This is a genomic window from Porphyromonas sp. HMSC065F10 (assembly GCF_001808555.1).
Lineage (GTDB): Bacteria > Bacteroidota > Bacteroidia > Bacteroidales > Porphyromonadaceae > Porphyromonas_A.
In genome coordinates this window covers 20,669-39,536 of the sequence record NZ_KV793777.1, presented here as the reverse complement: position 1 = coordinate 39,536, position 18,868 = coordinate 20,669, and the positions used below count along the sequence as shown (strand labels likewise).

The 18,868-nt window shown below is 54.1% G+C and carries 13 protein-coding genes and 1 pseudogene; 9 read left to right on the top strand and 5 right to left on the bottom strand.

Features of this window, described 5'->3' with window-relative positions; all coding sequences use genetic code 11:
* Positions 1–7 precede the first annotated feature (7 nt).
* From HMPREF2890_RS03985 to HMPREF2890_RS03965, 5 genes are all read right to left on the bottom strand, one after another.
* Positions 8–985: a hypothetical protein gene (locus HMPREF2890_RS03985; protein WP_070465739.1), complete on the bottom strand. Its 978-nt coding sequence runs from the start codon at positions 983–985 to the stop codon at positions 8–10.
* Positions 978–2,177 carry a reverse transcriptase family protein gene (locus HMPREF2890_RS03980; RefSeq protein WP_070465736.1) on the bottom strand — a complete coding sequence of 400 codons (1,200 nt, stop codon included), beginning with the start codon at positions 2,175–2,177 and terminating at the stop codon, positions 978–980. Before HMPREF2890_RS03980 ends, HMPREF2890_RS03985 begins: the two co-directional genes overlap by 8 nt.
* A gap of 704 nt (positions 2,178–2,881) precedes the next feature.
* The gene (locus HMPREF2890_RS03975; RefSeq protein ID WP_070465733.1) at positions 2,882–3,961 is read right to left on the bottom strand and encodes a helix-turn-helix transcriptional regulator; all 1,080 of its coding nucleotides are present in this window, start codon (positions 3,959–3,961) and stop codon (positions 2,882–2,884) included.
* Positions 3,962–4,361: 400 nt separating this feature from the next.
* Positions 4,362–5,528 carry a glycosyltransferase family 4 protein gene (locus tag HMPREF2890_RS03970; protein WP_070465731.1) on the bottom strand — a complete coding sequence of 389 codons (1,167 nt, stop codon included), beginning with the start codon at positions 5,526–5,528 and terminating at the stop codon, positions 4,362–4,364.
* A gap of 32 nt (positions 5,529–5,560) precedes the next feature.
* The gene (locus HMPREF2890_RS03965) at positions 5,561–6,598 is read right to left on the bottom strand and encodes a lysylphosphatidylglycerol synthase transmembrane domain-containing protein (protein ID WP_070465728.1); all 1,038 of its coding nucleotides are present in this window, start codon (positions 6,596–6,598) and stop codon (positions 5,561–5,563) included.
* Between the two features lie 291 nt (positions 6,599–6,889).
* On the opposite strand from HMPREF2890_RS03965, the gene HMPREF2890_RS03960 reads away from it, so the two are divergent.
* From HMPREF2890_RS03960 to HMPREF2890_RS03925, 9 genes and pseudogenes are all read left to right on the top strand, one after another.
* A complete protein-coding gene (locus HMPREF2890_RS03960; RefSeq protein ID WP_070465724.1) occupies positions 6,890–9,292 on the top strand; it encodes a TonB-dependent receptor in 2,403 nt (800 codons plus the stop codon).
* 231 nt (positions 9,293–9,523) lie between these two features.
* Complete coding sequence (locus HMPREF2890_RS03955) at positions 9,524–10,066, top strand: hypothetical protein (protein ID WP_070465721.1); 543 nt, start codon at positions 9,524–9,526, stop codon at positions 10,064–10,066.
* Positions 10,067–10,206: 140 nt separating this feature from the next.
* On the top strand, positions 10,207–11,499 hold the full coding sequence (locus HMPREF2890_RS03950; RefSeq protein WP_070465718.1) for an adenylosuccinate synthase: 1,293 nt from the start codon (positions 10,207–10,209) through the stop codon (positions 11,497–11,499).
* A 6-nt stretch (positions 11,500–11,505) separates the two neighbouring features.
* Positions 11,506–12,201 carry a zinc metallopeptidase gene (locus HMPREF2890_RS03945; RefSeq protein ID WP_070465714.1) on the top strand — a complete coding sequence of 232 codons (696 nt, stop codon included), beginning with the start codon at positions 11,506–11,508 and terminating at the stop codon, positions 12,199–12,201.
* A 128-nt stretch (positions 12,202–12,329) separates the two neighbouring features.
* Entirely contained in the window at positions 12,330–13,058 is a 729-nt protein-coding gene (locus HMPREF2890_RS03940) for an energy transducer TonB (RefSeq protein ID WP_083289785.1), read from the top strand.
* Between the two features lie 312 nt (positions 13,059–13,370).
* Entirely contained in the window at positions 13,371–14,747 is a 1,377-nt protein-coding gene (locus HMPREF2890_RS03935; RefSeq protein WP_070465711.1) for a TrpB-like pyridoxal phosphate-dependent enzyme, read from the top strand.
* A gap of 858 nt (positions 14,748–15,605) precedes the next feature.
* Positions 15,606–16,072: pseudogene (locus tag HMPREF2890_RS09265) on the top strand (histidinol phosphate phosphatase).
* Positions 16,073–16,163: 91 nt separating this feature from the next.
* The gene (locus HMPREF2890_RS03930; protein ID WP_070465708.1) at positions 16,164–16,466 is read left to right on the top strand and encodes a cupin domain-containing protein; all 303 of its coding nucleotides are present in this window, start codon (positions 16,164–16,166) and stop codon (positions 16,464–16,466) included.
* A gap of 9 nt (positions 16,467–16,475) precedes the next feature.
* Positions 16,476–18,029 carry a PAS domain-containing protein gene (locus HMPREF2890_RS03925; protein WP_070465705.1) on the top strand — a complete coding sequence of 518 codons (1,554 nt, stop codon included), beginning with the start codon at positions 16,476–16,478 and terminating at the stop codon, positions 18,027–18,029.
* Positions 18,030–18,868 lie beyond the last annotated feature (839 nt).

The window sequence follows — 18,868 nt, the reverse complement described above, 5'->3', positions numbered from 1 at the left end:
TACTTTATTAGTGATCTACTTTAGGGGAAAATGGGGGATGCTTTACGGCAATGATCTTTCCGTCGGAGATAGTCAAGGTAAGCCGATCACCGGTCTTGTACCCTTTCACATCTCCCCAGAGGCGCTTGGGCAGCTCCTCCGGTGTCTTCCCGTCATACCTTACGTAGCAAGTGGAGACGAGCATACTCGATATGACCCCGGGGACATCGTGCGGGGTACCGGCACTTAGCAGATCTTGGGCGATAAGGTCTGCTAACTGCTTTAGGTCTTTCCGAATGGTGATGGAGGTATTGTATCGGATGAAGTTATCAAGCCACTTATCACTCTCCATCGCCCTATCCCACCCGGGATCTATCTCGAAAAATCTATGAGAAAAGGCATTCCTCACCCTCCTCAGACCGGAGAGTCTGATTTTAAAGTTCGTGCCCAGTGGAGGAGTCCTGCTGTTGCAGAAGGCATTGACCAGATAGTGCGACTCGATATCGGAGACCGACTCTACGGGTCGACCTGTTCTCCCAGAGTATCTGAAGCCCTCATTCTCTGACTTCGTATTCTCCCGCAGCATCTCCTCGAGTGAGTCCAGGTCAGGATACTTCCTTTGGTAGAAATAGTTCAGCAGATTCTCCACTTGGTAAAAGGCATAGACACAGAAGAGCGGGAAGCGATCATCCTCAGGGATGCGCGTACTGAGGGCCTTACTCTCCATCTGAAGGTTATCAATGATCAAGCGGTCTCTCGTGCGACGGTCGTCCACGAAGTCATACTTGATCTCCGGATCAATATCCTGCTGTATCTGCAGCACATCACGTATCGTGCAGACATCCTCCCCCACCTCCGTCAGGTACTCCTCCAGCTCGGAGCTAAGCGGGATGGTAGCCGGCGCAGTCGGGATGCCCAGCCGACGCCTCAGCTCCGCCCCAAAGTCAGGTCTCTGGTCACAGAGCTTGACCACCTTATCAAGCGTAGTCCTTAGTATCTCATCCATTATTGAGTAGCTGATCCAAATCAAAATTAAGAGCCTCCAGGTCGACCGGCGCAGAGGCTGTGAGCGCGAGACCCTCCGCAAGGAGCCGCTCTCCCCCTGATGGCAAGGGCTCCACTGCCCCTTCATCGGCATGGAGCAAGCGATCAAAGTCTGTGCTGAGACGGCGGTAGACGCTGTCATTGGGCCCCTTCACCATACGGAGATAGCAGAGCTTTCCCTCCAGCACGAGGATCATGTCGGGGCACTTCTCCCGCAGGTGTCCCTTCTCCGCCATATAGCTCTCCTCAAACCTTGCCCTCGCCTCTCCCTCACCATACTTTCGCCAGATGTAGAGGAGGTTTCGGATCCCTCGGACGTAGGACTGTGGCACATTGAGCCTCTCCCCCACGGTCAGCCCCGTCACCTCCTGCCGAGCTCCTCGCTTCTGCAGCCTCGTCTTCTTCTCATTAATGACAAACCGCTGATCCTCTACTATCCTCCTAAGCTCAGACCGGAAGTCACCCCCCACCTCATACACATTATGCATAGAGCTAAAGGTGATATCATCAGCATAGCGAGAGTAACGGAGACCAAATCGCTTAGCCACCCCGCCCAGGCGTCTATCCAGCGTATCACACACCATATTGGTCAGTATCGGGGAGGTGGGGGCACCCTGTGGCAGCACGTATCTCACCGTCCCCTCATCCGTCTCCAGCCTTACGGAGCAGAGACCGGCAATGATGCCGGCGATCGGCCTCTGGAGACTCAGCGGCTTGATCTGCAGTCTCGCCCACACCCTCGCCTGATCCACGCTGGGGAAGAAGTCCTTCAGGTCGGTATTGAAGACGTAGTTTTGTCGCAGATGGATCTGAGCATTGGTGACTACGGAGCGCCCCTCAGCAAATCCCATCGCATACTCAGAGGGCGTGTAGAGAGCCTTCAGCATCTCATTGACATACCTAAGGATCAGCCTGAAGGTCTTATTCCTCGGTGCCGATATCACCCGACAGCCACCGCTCTTCTTCGGTATCTTAAAGGAGCGATACCGCCCTTCATGCGAGGGATTGCGGTAGTAATTGATGTGCTTTAGGGTAAAGGGATGAGGATCCTCCTCCACCCCCTGATCCTCCCTCTTCATCTGATTGAGGAGAGTCAGGAAATCACCGACGGTAGCCAAGCTGCGCACCTTGGTGGCGAGTATCTTCTTTTCCATAACGTAAAGCACTTATATGACAAGAGAGAGATGACAAGACTGCAAGAGGACACTCATTTCTTTATGTATGTGAGCGGAAAATAAAATACCCTCATCTAAATAGATCATGAAAGAGGATATCTAACCCCTAAATAAGGATGTTCTCTCGTGGATATGAAAATAGATCGTCACGATCAAACATTGGCTATCTCATATCCCCGAGGGGAGTCTGAGACATCTTGCGAATACACCTCCGGAGAGGTGCGGCCTAAGCCCGCAGGACGAAGTCAAATTTATGTCCCTATGCAGTATGTCAAGGATCTCTCTTATGGTTTTCCATCCCAAAGATAGCATAAATAGGTCATCCCTCACCGGGAGAGCTATTGCTATCGCACTAATCAAAATGACCAAAGACCTTTGCAAAATGGTCTTTCGCCGAAAAAGCATCGCTTTTTCGGCAGGGACTTTGCAGAATGCCCCAGATGCAAGGGACTGAGAGTGAGGGCGAAGGGAGTGTGCTTACGCACATGACCAAGCCCGAATCTCGAATGTGACGCCGCAGATGGGGTATTATGCAAAGGTCTCAACCCGGGAGAGGATGCGCACTCCGTCAGTAAGAGATGTGCGACCTAAGCTGATCAGATCGCCACTGCGATCATCCAACAGCCTCCCACAGAGGCCTCCCGCTCATTTTGTGATACAAAGGTAGACCACCTCTGCGAACCCTATCTTCGCACCTCAGACTCTCCGTAGCGAAAAGTCATGTTTTCTATCCTATTCTTGATTTTTTGCCTCACCTCACTCGGTGACAGCACGATCAAGTGCTCTCCAAAGGAGGTCAGCTCACGGAATAGCTCATAATTCTCCCGACAGGTGATCCTGAAGAAGCGTCCACCAGCGAGGCTCGGCCAGTCGACCCTCAGGCTCTCCTCCTCTGCCAAAGCGACCTGCCGTTGCGACTGATGGAGCGGCTTGGTGGAGACGTAGTCCATCGACTGATCACTCACCCAGAAGAGGATCTCCCTCAGCGGGCTGTCACGATCGACCGTCACACCGATCACCTCACTGAAGTAGTCACTCATATCCACCTCACAATCCCTATACGTCTCAGAGGTCAGCAGCTCCAGACGATCTATCCGATCAAGGGCAAAGCAGAGCATCGTCCCGTCCGCCACTGCCCCAAAGACGAACCACCGCCTATTATACTCACGCAATAAGTATGGGGAGAGCCCTATGGAGCGCACATCATCCGGTGCAGCAAAGGTGTGGTAGCTCAGAGAGACCACCACCCGGTGAGAGATGGCGGTAAAGAGCTGCCCGAGGAGCTTGGAGTTGGCCAAGGGATTCTTGCTAAAGGAGAGGATCTTAGGTTGCTCCTCCGGCACACGGAGCCCTTGACGAAGACTCTCCAGCCCCTCCAGGTCCGGCAGGCCATCAAGCTGACCCAGGATCGACAGGACCTCCCGCAGCAGATACTTCTCGTCATCGCTCAGCTCCTTCTTAAATATGGAGAATGAAGAGTCCGCATACCGGACACATCGCTTGGAGATACTTCCGCCCCGCTCATGGTCATAGGTCGATACGCTGTATCGCTCCAGCTCCACCATAAATGGACTCTCATACTCGAGATACCGTAGGTCCTTCTCGATGGTCCTCCGACACACACCATCCGTACTTGGGTCCACCTCCGCCAGTCGCTCACTCACCTCCTCGGTGAGATCGTCCAGGGAGTAATGGCGATAGCGGTTACTGAGCAGATCATCGAGGATCTTGTACCGCGTCATAGCGTTCTTATTGGCAGGCATAGGGCAAGGGTAAGTGGATTGTCTGTAGATAAAGATTGATCGTGCATCAGGAGACCGTTGCTTACTCGAGATGAAGGCTGGATGTAGTGGTTAGTGATTGATTGTCGCAAAGGTACCCAGTGACTGCGAACTCTATCTTCGCATACCTGGCACGCTTTTGTAGAGAAAAGGGAGATGCCGATCGTAGCTCCACATCTCCCTCTCTTAAGTCTCTATGACAGACTATATGAGAATGTTGCACGAAGTGCCATTCTCGCACATTTGTTTCAAATGTGCTGAGACTTTGCACGAAGGATGAGATGCAAGGCGCTGAGGATGAGACCGAAAGGAGCGTACTCACGTACGTGACCGAGACCGAATTCCGAAAGCAACGCAGCAGATCGCCTTCGTGCAACAGTCTCTATATGTAGCGGTCAAAGACGGTCTTGTAGCCATCGACCATACGGTCCCACGAGAAGTGGTCGGTGGTGTAGGACTGCCCTCGCCTGCCCCACTCCGCCAGCTCCTGCTGTGGCATAGAGAGGAGCTCGCGGATCTTGGCGACCCAGCGGTCGGGATCCTCGGGAGGAAGGAGAGTGCCATTGGCACCCTCGATCACCGCCTCGGTAATGCCCTCTATGCCTGAAGCAACGACCCAGGTCCCCCGCACACTTGCCTCGAGAGCGACAAGGCCAAATCCCTCCTGGTCCCCCTCGACAGGGATATTGGGCATCACGAAGAGGTCCGCCAGCGAGTAGAGCGACATGAGGTCCTCAAAGGAGACCCGCCCCAGGTGATAGACGCCGGGGGTCGTCTCCAGCAGCTCATCCAGCTCTGCCTCATCGGTGGGCGCCCCGAGGAAGAGACGCAGGTCATTCCACGGTATATAGCGCGTCACAGACTGCATGAAGGACTGCTCCTGTCGCCGTGGTCCGGTCATCAGCAGCACCACATCGGGGCCAAGAGAGGGCAACACATTCTTGATAAACCACGAGAAGCCCTTCCGCTTCACAGAGCGACCACTGGCGATGATCACACGCTTGCCTCGCACGTCCACTCCTTGCGACAGCAGCTCCTCTGTGATCTCCTCCCGACGATCGGGCTTATCTGCCAGCGACACATCGACGCCATTGGGCACCGTATAGGTGTGTTCGGAGTCAAATCCTCGCTTGAGGCACTGCTGGCGGGTGTACTCGCTGACACAGATTGCCGCACTGTACTGCTCCAGCTTGGGGATGAGCTTATCCTGATAAAAGTCCAGCGGAAAGGTGACATCCAGCCCGTGATAAGTGACGACAACAGGGATGTTGAGCTCCTTCTGCATCCAGAGCGAGGCGGAGGCCATCGCCCCATCATTGAGGTGGATCAGCCGTATCCCGGGATGACTCTCGAGGCACTCCATGATGTGACGCTTGAGCGCAGCGAGCCAGACCACCTTGGATTGGTCCCCTTTCTTATAGGTGAAGGAGTGGACCTTGTAGTAGGTCTTCAGCCCCTTGATGAGCTCATAGCTCTGCCGCTCCATCCCTCCGGTGGAGGGGGGATACTTATGCGAGATACAGAGGATCTCAGGCTTCTTTCCGATCATGGATATCAGAGTAATTCATAGTAAAGATAGGTCTACTCCCCACTCCGCACTGCCGGATGACGGCGATAGACCACGAGCGAGGCGATCCCCGCCACTGCGAGCCAGAAGAGCTGACGCCCTCGCCTCATGAGCGAGGCAGCGAGCCACACCTCATTGCTCTGCACACCGATGAGGTCGAGCATCACCTTATTCCCGTACTCCTCGATACCCAGCTGCCCGGGGATGACCGACCCGAGGGTCTTGAAGACCCCCACGCCCATCTCCACAGCTATAGCACCCATCACGGTGACGTTAAGTCCCAGCGTGGTGAAGATGACGAAAAACTCCATCGCCCCGAAGACCCAATGGACCATACAGAGTCCCAGCGTGAGGCAAAAGCGATGCTTGTGTCGGTGAAAAAACCGTGCCGCCTCGAGATTGGCGGCGTAGGTCTTGCGGATCCGCTCCTCGGAGAGGAGGGACCACTGCGTCCTCCGAGCCAGGCTCTCCACCGTCCGACCGATCAGCAGGCGGGGATGGACCAGCAGGCGGAAGAGACCATAAAAGATAAAGGCCATCACCGCCACCGTGCCGAGAGCGACCAGTACGCCTTGAGTCCCACGTATCGCACTCCCCATCAGGATATAGAAGACTGACACGATCGTCATGAGGACGTTGGCAAGGATCACCAGCCCCCTATGGGTGAGGACGGAGCTGAGAGCATGCTCGACAGAGATCCCGTCACGCCGCATCAGCATCACCTTCACCGTCTCCCCGGCCACTATGCCGGTGGGATTAAAGGGGGCGAGCATGTCACCTATCAGTCGGTAGACAAAGAGCCTCCAGAAGGGCAGGCTCCGCTCCCCGTCGACGCTGAGACAGAGGTTCCACGCGACATTGGAGGCTGCATAGGAGATAAAGGACATCAGGACGACTAAGGGGAGCATCACCGGGGTCTTCCGGAGCAGGTCCCCCAGCGCAGAGAAGTCCACCGAGGCAACAAAGCGGACGACCAGCACCATCACCACCACGAGGAGACTCCAGGTGACGATTTTGATGATCCTCTTGGACTTCGCTTCTCCTTGAGGCAAATGCTTCACTCTATTGGACATATCCCTTGATCCTGCTCAGCTTCTTTGGTTGGGAGCGTGCAATAATACACTATTTTCCCCATATAGTCATACCCCTATGCGTATCAGCACCTTGCGGCAGAGTAAGGACGGCTGTCCATTAGGCTGAAGTCTCACACCGGTGACTCCCTGAGAAATGCATAACTCTGAAAGAGCCTGAGTATGTAACGGCAAAGAAACCGATTTGTCATAAGAAGGAGCGAACTTTGGGGCATTAAGTCATCGGAACACATCACTCAGAATAGTACTGCTATGTCGTCATTCAGTCGTCAAGCCATCCTGCTGCTCGGCATCCTCCTTCTCCTTCCCTTGGTCGGCCTCGGGCAGGGGACCGTCAGGGGTAGGGTCACGAGCTCCAACCCCAATGCACCCATCACCGCCGCCACGATCCTCGTCCGGGGAACAGACCCCTTGGTCTACACCACGATAGGAGAGGACGGCACCTTTGAGCTCCGTGCACCCATTGGGCGCCATACGATCGAGGTGCGGAGCATCGGCTTCCTGAGCCGCGAGCTGTCAGTCACCGTGCTGCCGACTAAGGAGACGGTCCTCGATGTAGAGCTGGAGCCCCTTGATGTCGTGCTGGGCGAGGTGGTGGTCTCCGCACCCTACGACAAGAGCAAGACGCTCGACCCGCTGAGCTTTGCCGGAGGGCGGAGCTTCAGCACCGATGAGACCTACCGCTTTGCCTCCTCGCTCGGTGACCCGGCACGTATGGTGCGGAGCTTTGCCGGTGTCATGCCCGCCAACGACAGCCGCAATGACATCATCATCCGTGGCAATAGCCCCATAGGTCTGCAGTGGGTCCTCGACGGCATCGAGGTGCCCAATCTCAATCACTTCAATGCCGGCATCGGCCTCACGGGCGGGCAGGTCTCGATGATCAATACCAACCTGCTGACCAACTCTGACTTCCACCTCAGCGCCTGGCCGGCCCCCTTCGGCAACGCCCTCTCCGGCATCTTTGACCTGACGATGCGCCCCGGCAACACCGCACACCACGAGGGGTGGCTGCAGACAGGCTACGGCGGTCTTGAGCTGGGCTTCGAGGGACCGATCCCGGGAGGACGCGAGTCCAATTATCTCATTTCTTATAGATACTCCGTGCCGCGGATTATGAGCGGACTGAAGCTGATGAAGCTCCCCGCCGTGCCGGAGTATCAGGACCTGACCCTCAAGGTCAATCTCCACGCCGACGACCGGCACAGCCTCTCCCTCATGACCCTCTGGGGGAAGAGCTTCATCAAGATCAATACGGAGAAGCTGGTGTCGACCGAGGACGGCATGATCGACATAGAGGACGAGGGGGCGCTCGACAGCTACAATCAGCTCATCGACGAGGGCAGCAGCAACCTCATCATCGGTCTCACCCACGATGCCCGCTGGAGCAAGCAGGTGCAGCAGCGTACCACCCTCTCTCTCGTCCGTACCGCCCTTGACCTCGACGTCAGGAAGCAACTCAAGGAGAGTGGAGAGCTGACCGACAACTACGAGCAGGTAATGAAGGATACCTCCAAGGAGATCAAGTACTCCCTCCACACCGACCTCACCTGGCACCCCGACCTCTCCTCTCTCGTGGTGGCGGGAGCGACAGGCGATATCTATCAGGTGGACTACCACGCCGACATACCGATAGCAACGGATGCGGGCACGGTAAGCGAGAAGGGGCGATTTGGTGTGGGACGTCTCTATGGTCAGTATCGCTACAAGCCGTCTCAGCGCTGGGCTCTCACCGCCGGACTCCACGGTATGATGACGACACTCAATACACATAAGACTCTCGAGCCGCGTCTGGGACTTATGTACGAGCCGGCGCCGTCCCATATCCTCGGACTGGCGGGAGGGCTCTACAGCCAGCTCCAGCCGCGGACCTTCTACTTCGCCCGCATCCCAGGTTCGGACGAGGAGACCAATAGGGACCTCAAGCCGTCCCGTGCTTGGCATGCGGACGCCTACTACGACTGGGCCTTTGCCCCCGACTGGCACCTCAAGGTGGAGGGCTACTACCAGCATCTCTTTGACATCCCGGTGCAGCAGGATCCCACCTCCGCCTGGAGTATGCTCAATGTCGGAGTCACGGACGACAATAGCATCGTCCCGCTGCCAAGTCTCGTCAATCGTGGCACTGGGCGAAACGTCGGTGTGGAGCTGACGCTGGAGAAATTTATCTCCAAGAATTACTACCTCCTCACCAATGCGACCCTCTTCAGCTCCACCTACACCACCGGTCCCTCCTCCAAGCGGTGGCACACGGCAATGGACGGCGGGTACATCCTCAATCTCACCGGCGGCGGAGAGTACGCCATCAGCAAGTCGTGGACCCTCACGGCGGACCTCAAGAGTACCGTCGCCGGAGGGATGCGCTATACGCCACTCCTGAGGGAGCAGTCCGCAGCCGAGAAGCGCCCCGTCCTCGATGCCGAGCGGAGCAACACCCTCCGGATGAAGCCTTACTTCCGTACCGATATCAAGCTGGGCTTCCGCCACCCGGGGAGACGGATCACGGAGGAGTTTGGTCTCGACCTGCAGAATATCACCAACTACCGAAACGTCATGTCTATGACCTACAACGAGCGGACCAACGACTACACGGCGATGCGGCTCCAGGGCTTCGGCATTATGGCGACCTGGCGCATCAGCTTCACCGTCCTCTGAGCGGCTGCTCGGCGCCCCCACACAATAGTCTGACCGGCAGGACGTGGAGGTCCGCCGGATCTAATACCGATATTAGATTTCCCTAATACCGATATTAGACTTCACTAATATCGGTATTAGAAAAGACCGGTCGCAGATCGGATTATTGCCTATCTTTGTCGTGAGAGGAGCCGATCAGCTAAGTCATCACTTCTCCCGAGTACTTACCAACCACTAAACAAGCACTATCCCATGAAGAGAAACCTTATCCTCAGACTATCCCTCGGACTGATCCTCCTCTCCTCACTGCTCTCCTGCAAGGGCGGGACCGGCAAGCCGATCGACATGTCCGAGCCACACGGGGTCAAGATGACAGACGTGGCGATCCGGCTGGAAGACTGGATGGGGAAGCAGGTTATGAACGATGCCCTCGTCAGAAATCTGATGATCTTTGATAGCGAGCGAGGCGGCAGCCGGATCCCCTACTCCTTTGTCACCAAGGGAAATGACTGCTACATCGACTTTATGGCACCCGTCCCCTCTTCCGTGATGAAAGGAGAGAGAAAAGGAACCGTCAAGTCTCGCATCAAGATTGCCTACAAGACTCAGAGCATTCCTCTTGAGTGCACCATGACCTTCGCTCATGGACGGGAGGGATACTACATGGACAGCGTCTTCGTACTGCAGAGCATCCGGATCGGCGACAAGATCATCAAGCGTCCGGACAGGGGTCCTCTCCTCATCACACTGAGACTGGACTTTAAGGAGGAGAGGGTGGAAGTGATAGCGAAGTAGGTCTATCGGCACCGGCAAGACAGAGCGAGGAGTCCGAGAGAGCGTTTTCGCCCTCTCGGACTCCGTTGCGAATGAAAGAGTGGCGAAATTGCTATATTTGTACTCACAGATATAGTAAGATAGATAATAGATACTGAGCTATGGATAATAAGGTAGATGTCCTGCTGGGACTGCAGTGGGGCGATGAGGGAAAGGGAAAGGTGGTCGATGTACTGACCCCCCATTACGATATCGTCGGGCGCTTCCAGGGTGGCCCCAATGCCGGTCACACGCTGGAGATCGAGGGCAAGACCCACGTCCTGAGATCGGTGCCATCGGGAGTCTTCCAGAGCGGGTCGGTCAATATCATCGGTAACGGTGTGGTGCTCGACCCGATCCTCTTCGCCAAGGAGGCCGAGGAGCTTGAGGAGGCCGGTGTGGTGCTCCACGAGCGGCTGCGCATCGCCCGCAAGACCCACCTCATACTGCCAACCCATCGTCTCCTCGACGCTGCCAATGAGCAGGACAAGGGGAGCACCAAGATCGGCACCACCGGCAAGGGCATCGGCCCGACCTACACCGATAAGATCAGCCGCAATGGTCTCCGCGTCGGTGACATCGAGACTCCGGACTTCTGCGCCAAGTATGAGGCACACCGGGAGCGTCATCGCCGCATGCTGTGCGACCTGCTGGGTCACGACCCTCTCCAGGAGGCCTCCTTTGCCGAGCTGGAGAGAGAGTTCTTTGACGCCATTGAGAAGCTGAGAGCCTACAAGCTGATCAACTGCGAGTACTTTGTCAATGACGCCCTCGGCGAGGGCAAGCGAGTACTCGCCGAGGGAGCGCAGGGCAGCCTGCTGGACATCGACTACGGCTCCTACCCCTTCGTCACCTCCTCCACCACGATCGCCTCGGGCTGCTGTGCCGGCTTCGGCGTGGCACCGTCCCGTATCGGGAGGGTATTTGGGATCTTCAAGGCCTACTGCACCCGCGTCGGCGAGGGACCCTTCCCGACAGAGCTCTTCGATGAGACCGGGGACGAGATGAGCCGCGTGGGGCACGAGTACGGTGCTGTCACCGGACGGAAGCGCCGCTGTGGCTGGATCGACCTCGTGACGCTCAAGTACACCACTATGCTCAGCGGCGTCACCGACCTGATCATGACCAAGGGCGATGTGCTGGGAGGCTTTGATGAGATCAAGGTCTGCACGAAGTACCGGGTCAATGGGAAGGAGACGACAGAGTACCCCTTTGACATCAATGCCGAGATCGAGCCGATCTACACCACCCTGCCCGGCTGGAAGAGCGACCTCACCGGCATCACACGAGCCGAGGATCTGCCGGAGGCCTTCACCTCCTTCATGCACTTCATCGAGCAGGAGCTGGGAGCGCCCATCTCCATCGTCTCTGTCGGTCCGGACCGCAAGCAGACCATCATCCTGAGAGAGATCTGATCCACTATGACTGGCTCCTCAAGCACACTCCTCTGGATCCTCCTCTTCGTGGTGATGATCGTCGGGATGATCATCCAGAAGAGCCTGACGTCAAAGTTCCGCAAGTACAGCAAGATCCCCCTCCACGACGGGCTCACCGGCAAGGAGGTGGCAGAGAAGATGCTCCGCGAGAGCGGCATCACCGATGTGGAGGTGCGACCGACTCGAGGGATGCTGACAGACTTCTACAACCCCGGCGACCGTACGATCAACCTCAGCGAGGGAGTCTACTCCTCGAGGAGCGTCGCCGCTGCTGCCGTAGCGGCTCACGAGACCGGTCATGCGCTGCAGCACCACGTGGGGTACAGCATGCTCCGCCTGCGGACAGCCCTGGTGCCGGTGGTCACCTTCTCCTCCAATATCCTCAGCTTCGTACTGCTCGCCGGGCTGCTATTGGTACGGGTCTTCCCCCAGCTGCTCCTCTTCGGGATCATCCTCTTTGCGGCGACGACGCTCTTCAGCTTCGTCACCCTACCGGTGGAGATCGACGCCAGCCGTCGCGCCCTCAGCTGGCTGGAGCGAAGCGGGGTCACCGGTCCTGAGGACCACAAGTACGCCGTCAGCGCGCTACGCAGCGCCGCCTACACCTACGTGATTGCGGCAGTGGGATCGCTCGCCACCCTGCTTTACTACATATCGATATACAGCGGTAGTAGGAGGTAAAAAGGTATTTCTCCCTCGGATGTGCTTTGTTTTCTCAATAAAAAGAGTACATTTGTGGACAAGTCCGTAGCTGCGGCTACGGAGGAGTATGACGAAACCAACAAAAAACTCTATAACTTACAAGTAGCATGAGCAATAACATGAACGTCGAGGACCGTCAGGTCAAGAAGACTAAGCGTGCTGACCTTGAGAAAAACAAGGGCACGTACTTCTTGATGGGATTGCTCGTCTCCCTGGGTCTCGTGTTTGTAGCCTTTGAGTGGGGTACGCACGATGTCAAGGTGGACGATGTACAGTCTGACGCAGTCATCGAGGAAGTCGAGGACATTATGATTACGCCACCCGACGAGACCCCTCCCCCACCCCCCGAGCCCGAGGAGGCTCCGGTGAATGTGGAGATCCTCCAGGTCGTCGAGGATGACGTCGAGGTTGCCGATGTGGAGATCGCCTCTGTGGACGACTCCTTTGACAAGCTGCAGCAGACCTTTACTCCGCCGGCACCTGCACAGCAGGGACGTAAGCAGGAGAAGGTAGAGGAGGAGCAGATCTTCGAGTTCCTCGAGGAGATGCCTCAGTTCCCCGGCGGTCAGAAAGCTATGTTGAAGTGGCTCAATGACCACGTGAAGTACCCGGCTATCGCCGCTGAGAATAACATCCAGGGTAAGGTAATGGTCAGCTTCGTCGTAGAGCGCGACGGCTCTGTCTCCAACGTAAAGATTGCCCGCGGTGTAGACCCCTCTCTCGATAAGGAGGCCGTCCGCGTCGTGGAGTCCATGCCGAAGTGGAAGCCCGGTATGCAGACCGGTAAGCCGGTTCGCTGCCGCTTCAATCTCCCTGTGACCTTCAAGCTTCGCTAATCCCAAGACCCTACCATGTCAGTCCTTGCCCTCAGACCGCTGAGCAGCACGCTCAATCGCTGGTGGTGGCACCGATATACGACTGTATACCGGAGCAGGACTGCTGATGTCTCTATAGGTATGATCTAAGAGACTCATAGGGACGGGAGAGAAATCCCGATACCATACAAGAGCAGGAGACATCCGGTACGCCGGTTGTCTCCTGCTCCTTTATTTTACCTCCATATCAATGGGATCTTGCACCCATCTTCATCGCTGCAAGATCCCATCCCGAGATACAATTTTTCCCCTTTTTCAGAGAAAGGAAACATCATGAAGCAAAAGAAAATCATCCTCCCCGAGAGCGAGATCCCCACAGAGTGGTACAATATCCAGGCTGAGATGCCGACTAAACCGCTCCCCATGCTCGACCCGAAGAGTCTCCGACCGATCACCGCCGAGGACCTCTACCCGATATTTGTCGAGGAGTCGGCACGGCAGGAGCTCAATCAGAGCGATGCCTGGATAGCGATACCGGAGGAGGTGAGGGAGAAGTACCGGATGTACCGCAGTACACCGCTCGTACGTGCCAATGAGCTGGAGCGGGCACTCGACACGCCGGCGCACATTTACTTCAAGGACGAGGGCGGCAGTCCCTGCGGCTCGCACAAGCTCAATAGCGCGCTCGCCCAGGCTTACTACGCCAAGGAGCAGGGCGTCACCAACGTCACCACAGAGACCGGCGCCGGTCAGTGGGGCAGTGCGCTATCTCTCGCCAGTAGGATCTTCGGACTGGAGTGCGCCATCTATCAGGTGCGCGTGAGCTACGAGCAGAAGCCCTCACGCCGGACGATGATGCAGGTCTACGGTGCTCAGCTCACCCCCTCGCCGAGCATGAGCACCCGGGCGGGGAAGGATGTGCTGACGCGAGACCCTGACAACCCCGGCTCCCTCGGTATGGCGATCTCCGAGGCGATAGAGCTGGCACGCACCACGCCCAATACCAAGTACCTCCTCGGGTCGGTGATGAACCACGTGGGACTGCACCAGACGGTCATCGGCCTGGAGGCGGAGCGACAGATGGCGCTGGCTGGAGAGCAGCCGGATGTGGTGATCGCCTGCTTCGGTGGCGGATCCAACTTCAGCGGGATGATCTTCCCCTTCCTGCGCCACACCTTCTGCGATGACGCCACCACTCGATACATAGCGGTGGAGCCGAGCTCCTGTCCTAAGCTCACGCGAGGGCGCTTCGCCTACGACTATGGTGACGAGGCGGGCTACACACCGCTCATCCCGATGTACACGCTGGGGCACAGCTTCGTCCCCTCCGCCATCCACGCCGGAGGACTGCGCTACCACGGCGGCGGGTCAGCCTTCTCTCAGCTGCTCAGGGACGGCTATATAGAGGCGATGGACGTGGATCAGATAGAGAGCTTCCGTGCCGGGATGCTCTTCGCCCGGACGGAGGGGATCATCCCCGCCCCTGAGAGCTGCCACGCCATCGCCGGAGCGATCCGCGAGGCGGAGCGGTGCAAGAGGGAGGCGAAGGCTGAGACGATCCTCTTCTGCCTCTCGGGCCACGGTCAGCTCGAGATCTCAGCCTACGAGCAGTTCATCCGCCACACGCTCACCGGTGGCTCGCCCACCGATGAGGAGCTGCGTGCAGGGCTGAGCGACCTCCCCGAGGTGCCGGCGTGTGCGATCAACTGACGGGACAGAGGAATAAAATCGAGTAGGTTGGGAAACGATAGTTTTCTGACCTACTTTCGTTTCCTTCCCTCTCACACCATCGTACCTGCCGTTCGGCATACGGCGGTTTAATTCGTTTTCAAAGAGTATCTAATCATGTTCGATAAGTTTCATCTTCCGTCTTTCTTGATTTCCGCCCCCTATTGATACGTGCTTAGCTCTTTGTGGACGCTCCCATTGACGTTTTGACCGTTGCCACTCGTCAGAAAAAAACATCGGGACATACATTCTTGATTGACGTTGCGAATTATTCGGTCCTTCACCTTGTTCTGCTTGAGAACGGCTACTTCAACCTCTGCGGACTCCTCAGCATTCGTTGTTACTATCCTTGAGGACTGCCGAAGTCTCACGGGATAGCCTTACATCTTTCATCGTTTACCTGCCTAATTTACGCATCAAGGTTACGATTGCATTTTGGATCTTCACTGCCTTTTGCCTGCTTATCCGCTTGATACGCCTTAGTATTAGGTTTCTGTCCGTCAGGCCACGAGTTTGCGATTGTTTCTTCTCGCCCAAGGGGCACCCCTTGAAACTTGCTAGTCTCTATGGAGTTCGAAGGCAACTACGCCATATGTGGACTTTCACCACAGATGTATGACATGCCCGTCATACAAAAAAACACCCTGCGAAGTCATCAAAAACATCAATCTTGAGAAGTTGCATCAGTGGATGGAATGTAAGTGGAAATTTTTCTTGCGAGAATCTTTTTCCCGTAGAAAACTTGTATTATCTTTGAGTTGTAACAACATGGTAAACTTTTCCGAAAACCAGCACCTCCGACTTGACTAAGGAGGGCAAAAAAGAAAACACGGTAAAGTTATGGCAAATAAACCCTTACAATTCGTTCTTATAGAATGTAAAATAAGCATCGGACCTCAATCGGGCAAGACCTTCAGATTGCCCAAGTCAACGAGCAGACATCGTGTGGAGTCCTGCTGTTTTTGCTGACGTGTGGCGAAGTCCACCACATTTAACCTTCAGGAAGTAGAAGCCATCTTGAACTATGCCACAGAGGTTCCCGCGACATCGTGACGAATGGCGACATCGTAAAGTTCGGCGATTGGGGACATTGCCATCATCATTCAAGAGCGAGAACGTGTCTTCTACTGAGGTTTTCAATGTGCAAAAACATATTGAAAAACTTGTGGTTCAACTCGTTGAAGAAGTACTCTACGCTTACCCACGTGATCTACGAGCAGACAGGGCCCAAAGCCCAAAAAGGCAAGGCAAAACCAACGTCCAACCCTAATGAAGTGGATAGCTCAAGCGGTAACGACGGACTTTAATCAAGTTATCAGAACGATTATTTTATCGGTGGTTGCTTCGTACCAAATGTCATATTAAAATTATATACAATAATAAACAAAAAGAAGAATCATGAAACAAGTAATCAATCCCATCGGGCAGGAAATCAATGCATTAGGAAAGGTTGTTAACAACAAGGAACTCATGCTTGTACACTTGCATCTGAAAAGCGGAGAAGAAATACCTTCACACGACCATAAAGGACGGGAAGTATTCTTCACCATAGTGAAAGGAACTGTAGAGGTCACTCTTGACGACACCGAGGTACATCGTATCGACACAGGCATTGTTCTACATTTCCCCGGCGAGGCTTATGTAAGCATAAAAGCCATAGAAGAGAGTGATTTTTTCGTTTACCTCATCAATAGACAATAATACAATACTATGGACATGAAAAAATATCTGCCTAGTGTAGACCTTGAGAAACTCAGAAAAACACTCGAGATTAAAGAAGCATACCAACGAGGAGATATTTCATTGGAAGAGGGCAGAGCCCGAATAAGAAAGCAAGTTGGGAAAATCCGCCCTTATGAAATAGCATTGGCAGAACAGGAACTCAAAACCATCGAAGAGAATGAGTGTCGCAAGGAGGACATTCAAAAAATGATTGAGCTGTTTGATGAAGTGATGGACACCAGTCGCCCAAATCTTCCTCCTAATCACCCCATCATGTGCTACTATAGAGAGAACGATGAAATGCATCGACTTATGCTCTCCATAGAAGATCTTGTACAATATCCGGTTATTAAGAATCAGTGGCTTGAATTGTACGACCAAATAGAGGCTTTTCGCACTCACCTTTCACGTAAGCAGAACCAGCTCTACTCCATACTCGAACAGAAAGGATTTGACCGTCCCACGACTACGATGTGGCTGCTCGATGACTTTGTACGAGACGAAATACGTGATGCCAAAAAACTTCTTGAGGAAGATAAAGAAGAAGAATTTTTGGCAATGCAACCTACCATTGTGGCAGATGTGCAGGACCTTTTACAGAAAGAAGAATCTGTACTCTACCCAACTGCTTTGGCAATGATTACTCCTGAAGAATTCGAACAGATGCGTTCCGGAGATTACGAAATTGGCTTTGCATGGATTGATGTAGAAGGATTCCAAAATACGGATAAAACAGAAACCCAGCCAACAACAGTCCCTGATGGTTTTGTCTCAGAGCTATCTGCACTTCTTGGTAAATATGAGCTTGGAGGAAACGATGCAGACCGAGTTTTCGATGTTACGACAGGCAAACTCTCTCTCGAACAAATCAATCTCATATACCAGCATCTCCCTATAGATATATCTTATGTGGATGAAAACGAACTTGTTCGTTTTTATTCAGATACCAACCACCGCATCTTCCCACGTAGCAAGAATGTTATCGGACGTGATGTAAAGAACTGTCATCCGCGCACCAGCGTCCACCTTGTTGAGGAAATTATAGCCAAATTCCGTTCAGGTGAGCAAGATAGTGTAGATTTTTGGATTAACAAGCCAGGCGTGTTCATCTATATCTATTATGTAGCCGTGCGTGATGCAGAAGGAAGATTCAGAGGTGTACTCGAAATGATGCAAGATTGTAGTCGCATTCGAGAGCTTCAAGGTTCACGAACGCTACTGACCTGGTCGAATGATACACAAGTAGTAAAATCAAAGGAGGCTCAAAGTTGTACTCCAAACGATACGCCTGTTACAAAAGAAGTCTTGACAATGGAACTCTCTGCCAACACTCGCTTACAGGATTTGTTAAAGAATTACCCACAACTACGGAAAGACTTGCCAAGTATGAACTCTGCTTTCAAAATGCTCAATTCGCCCCTTGCACGCATCATCATTCCTAAAGCAACTATTGCCATGATGAGCGAACGCAGTGGGGTTCCTCTTGATGACATACTATCTATATTAAAAGAACTCATCGCTAAATATAAGAGAGAGAAATAAATTCCTCATCTCAGATTAACAGAATCAAGTAGGTCGGGAAACGAAAGTTTTCTGACCTACTTTCGTTTCCTTCCCTCTCACCCCACCACACCTGCCGTTCGGCATACGGCGGCTTAATTCGTTTTCAAAGTGTGTCTAATCATGTTCGATTAGTTTCATCTTCCGTCTTTCTTGATTTCCACTTCCGATGGATACGCGTCTAGCTCTTTGTGGACGCTCCCATTGACGTTTTGGCCGTTGCCACTCGTCAGCAAAAAAAAAAAAAAAAATCGGAACATACATTCTTGATTGACATTACAAATTATTCGGTCCTTTGCCTTGTTCTACTCAAGAACGGCTACTTCGACCTCTGCTGACTCCTCGACATTCGTTGTTACTATCCCTTAATGGACTGCCAAGGCCTCACGGGATAAGCCTTACACCTTTCATCGTTTACCTGCCTAATTTACGCATCAAGGTTACGATTGCCTTTTGGATCTTCACCGCCTTTGGCAAGCTAGTCCGCTTAATACGCCTTAATATTAGGTCTCTGTTCGTCAGGCCACGAGTTCGCTATTGCTTATTCTCTCCCAAGAGGCGCCCCTTGAAACTTGCAAGTCACTATGGGGTCCGTTGGTAACTACGCCACGAGTGGACTTTCACCACAGATGTATGACATGCCCGTCATGCAAAAAAGGGGGGCTGTACCGGATCCGGCACAGCCCCCCTTTGTATCGTGAAGACCTTTGCAAAATGGTCTTTCGCAGAAAAAGCACCGCTTTTTCTGCAGGGACTTTGTAGAATACCCCAGATGCAAGGAACTGAGAGTAAGGGCGAAGGGAGTGTGCTTACGCACATGA